The following is a 3358-nucleotide window of genomic DNA, read 5'->3' as shown; positions in this document are numbered from 1 at the left end:
AATCCGACTGGGGTTCTGATACCGGTACAGATTTTAGCATCAATTGCTGAATGCTGCAAAGACAATAAAATCCGGTTGTTTCTGGATGAGTGTTTCATGGATTTTACAGGACGTGAAGAAGAAAATTCTTTAGTTGAAAAGCTGAAGGAATATCCAAATTTAATGATATTGAAGGCTTTTACAAAGATGTATGCCATGGCTGGTGTCCGTCTGGGATTTGGTTTGACAGCGGATACAGAATTGATCGATCGGATGTATCAGGCAGGGCCGCCATGGAATGTGTCAGTTCTGGCAAGTGCAGCAGGCAAAGCAGCCCTCAAAGAGGATGATTTTGTCAAAGAAACTGTGCAGTATATCAGAAAAGAAAAAGAATATTTGTATCAGGAATTGGATACACTGAGGGTACAGTATTGGAAAAGCGCAGCTAATTATATATTACTGAAAGCAGATAGGGACTTAAAGGAACGTTTGATTGCAGCAGGCATACTGATTCGTGACTGCAGCAACTACAGAAATCTTTCGGAGGGATATTTCAGGATTGCAGTCAAAAGCCATGCGGATAATGAAAAATTAATCGCAGCGCTGAAAGTAGTTTTGGAGAGATAAATGAATTGGAGCAGCGAAATTACCGGAGAAAGTTTGAACTGTCAGAATGATAAAAAAGTTTTGAGAAAATGATAAAAAGTGATTGACAAAAGCGTAGATATCGTGTATTATAACGATAACAGTAATGATTACTGTTATTTAAAAATAAAACGAAACACTAATATAAAATCATATCGAGAAAAGGAGATTATAATTATGAAGAAATGGGTTTGTACAGTATGTGGTTATGTTTATGAAGGTGAAAACGCTCCGGAGTTTTGTCCAGTCTGTAAGGCACCGGCCAGCAAGTTCAAAGAACAGTCCGGTGATAAGACATGGGCTGCAGAACATGTTGTAGGTGTTGCTCAGGGTGCACCTGAAGATATCATGGCTGATTTAAGAGCGAACTTCGAAGGTGAATGTTCAGAGGTAGGTATGTATCTGGCAATGGCGCGTGTGGCGCACAGAGAAGGCTATCCTGAGATCGGTTTATACTGGGAGAAAGCCGCTTATGAAGAGGCTGAACATGCAGCGAAGTTTGCAGAACTTCTCGGTGAAGTTGTCACAGACAGCACGAAGAAGAATCTGGAGATGAGAGTGGACGCTGAACACGGCGCAACAGAAGGCAAGTTTGACCTTGCGAAACGTGCGAAAGCGCTGAACCTGGATGCTATCCACGACACAGTTCATGAGATGGCCCGCGACGAAGCCCGACATGGCAAGGCATTCGAAGGTCTGCTGAAGAGATACTTCGGCTAATTAAAAGTATTTAGAAAAAAAGTTCCATACAATTCTGTAACAAGAATAGTATGGGGCTTTTTTTATGTAATAAGAATTTCCGTTGGAATTCCCTATAAAATAAAAAGGCACTGTGTGCCAGAAAGCGCAGTTCGCGGAGAGGAATATATAGCGGTGCTATTCGCTCACGCGCGAAAGTGTGCGACAAGCGCACACTTTGTTCTTAGAATGAAAAAAGATTGACAAGTGCTGGGTTAGCGGATAAGGTATAGGGTAGAAGGAGAAAGTTGTGTTATGAAGAAAATCAATTTTAATGAAGTTATAAAGGAAATTATCATTCTGACGGCAGCAGTGGCGATCATTGCAGCAGCAGTTTATTTTTTCCTTGTACCGAGTCATACGTCTGTCAGCAGTATTTCCGGTCTGGGTATTGTCTTGTCGAATTTTGTGCCGTTGCCCTTGTCAGCGATTACCATGATTCTGAATGTGGTGCTGCTGATCATCGGATTTTTGACATGCGGCAGGGAATTCGGTGTGAAAACCGTTTATACAAGCATTATGCTGCCGGTTTTTATCGGTATTTTTGAGAAAATATTTGCGGATTATGATTCCATGACAGGTAGTCAGGAGCTGGATGTGATTTGCTATATTCTGGTTGTCAGCGTGGGATTAAGCATTTTGTTTAACCGTAATGCATCTTCCGGCGGTCTTGATATTGTTGCCAAGATCATGAATAAATATTTTCGGATGGAGTTGGGGAAAGCCATGTCACTTTCAGGCATGTGTGTGGCATTGTCGGCAGCTCTTGTCTATGACAAAAAGACTGTAGTTCTGAGTATTCTCGGCACTTATTTCAACGGCATTGTGCTGGATCATTTTATTTTTGACCACAATATCAAGCGCAGAGTCTGCATTATTACAGAGAAGGAAGAAGCCCTGAGACAGTTTATTATTCATGAGCTGCACAGCGGCGCAACGATTTATGAGGCCATTGGCGCTTATAATAAAGAAAAACACAATGAGATTATCACGATTGTTGATAAGAGCGAATATCAGAAACTGATGGCGTATATCAATCGTGAGGATCCGAAAGCCTTTATTACGGTTTATAATGTATCGAATATGCAGTATCAGCCGAAGGTGTGGGAATAGATATTGTCGGGTTTTAAGTTTAAGGGGAACCGGCGATTGATTCCGCCGGTAAAATATAAAGAATAGAGATTACAGGAGGTAATGTTTATGGAGTTTAAAGATGTTGTGTACGGACGCAGGTCGGTGAGAAAATTCAAGGATACACCGGTGGATGACAAAATTTTGAAAGAAATTGTAGATGCGGCCCTGTGGGCACCATCGGGAGTGAATCTCCAGCCATGGTATTATGTGGTTATCCGTACACCTGAGAAGATGACAAGATTGAAAGAAATGATGAGCGTTGTTTCTGACAGGGATAGACCGCATCTGGAAGAACGTTTTTCTGCTCACCCGGAAGTTGTAAAGACGACACTTTCGTTCATCAGTACACTTGGCGGGGCGCCTGCGGTAGTACTGGCTTTCAGGGACAAGCCGGATTATACATGGGCCCTTCTGGATGAAGGTGTTGTTCAGAGTGTTGCAGCTTCCATGGAGAATCTGGTTCTCAGTGCCTATGACCATGGTGTGTCCAGCTGTTGGATGACAGCAGCAAACCAGGCTCATATGACAAAGGATCTCAGAGATGAATTTGCACCGGGACATGGTGAACTGGTGGGAATTATAGCTTTGGGATACAATGCAGCGGAGGAGGCGCCAAAGGCACCGAAGAGGAAAGCAGATAAGTTTGTGCTGATCTGACAATCACGTTTGTGACAGAGATATTTATTTTGAATTGGCAAATTTATTGTAACTATGGGGCATCCATGGCAATTCTACCACGGAGAGGTGTTGATTTTTAGCTGGTCATGTTATACTGAAAAGGTAAAAAGGAGGATTGCCATGGATACAGTTAAGATTGGAAAATATATTGCCGGAAAGAGAAAAGCCCTTGGAATGACGCAGG

The 3358-nt window shown here is 42.4% G+C and carries 4 protein-coding genes; all 4 read left to right on the top strand.

Annotated elements, in window-relative coordinates:
- Positions 1–606, top strand: a 606-nt coding sequence (locus WMO25_RS16485) for a pyridoxal phosphate-dependent aminotransferase (RefSeq protein WP_349086246.1), incomplete at its 5' end; no start/stop codon positions are given.
- A 195-nt stretch (positions 607–801) separates the two neighbouring features.
- On the top strand, positions 802–1344 hold the full coding sequence (locus WMO25_RS16480; RefSeq protein ID WP_015515274.1) for an NADH peroxidase: 543 nt from the start codon (positions 802–804) through the stop codon (positions 1342–1344).
- Between the two features lie 273 nt (positions 1345–1617).
- Complete coding sequence (locus WMO25_RS16475) at positions 1618–2475, top strand: YitT family protein (protein WP_349086245.1); 858 nt, start codon at positions 1618–1620, stop codon at positions 2473–2475.
- Between the two features lie 87 nt (positions 2476–2562).
- Complete coding sequence (locus WMO25_RS16470) at positions 2563–3153, top strand: nitroreductase family protein (RefSeq protein WP_349086244.1); 591 nt, start codon at positions 2563–2565, stop codon at positions 3151–3153.
- The last annotated feature ends 205 nt before the right edge of the window (positions 3154–3358 follow it).

The sequence above is a fragment of the Coprococcus intestinihominis genome, from assembly GCF_040096555.1.
Lineage (GTDB): Bacteria > Bacillota > Clostridia > Lachnospirales > Lachnospiraceae > Coprococcus_A > Coprococcus_A intestinihominis.
The sequence above is the reverse complement of the archived record's forward strand: the minus strand, read 5'-3'. Positions and strand labels throughout refer to the sequence as shown.

Coding starts and splice junctions, on each gene's coding strand:
- WMO25_RS16470 (WP_349086244.1), top strand. CDS start 2,563: ATGGAGTTTAAAGATGTTGTGTACGGACGCAGGTCGGTGAGAAAATTC.
- WMO25_RS16475 (WP_349086245.1), top strand. CDS start 1,618: ATGAAGAAAATCAATTTTAATGAAGTTATAAAGGAAATTATCATTCTG.
- WMO25_RS16480 (WP_015515274.1), top strand. CDS start 802: ATGAAGAAATGGGTTTGTACAGTATGTGGTTATGTTTATGAAGGTGAA.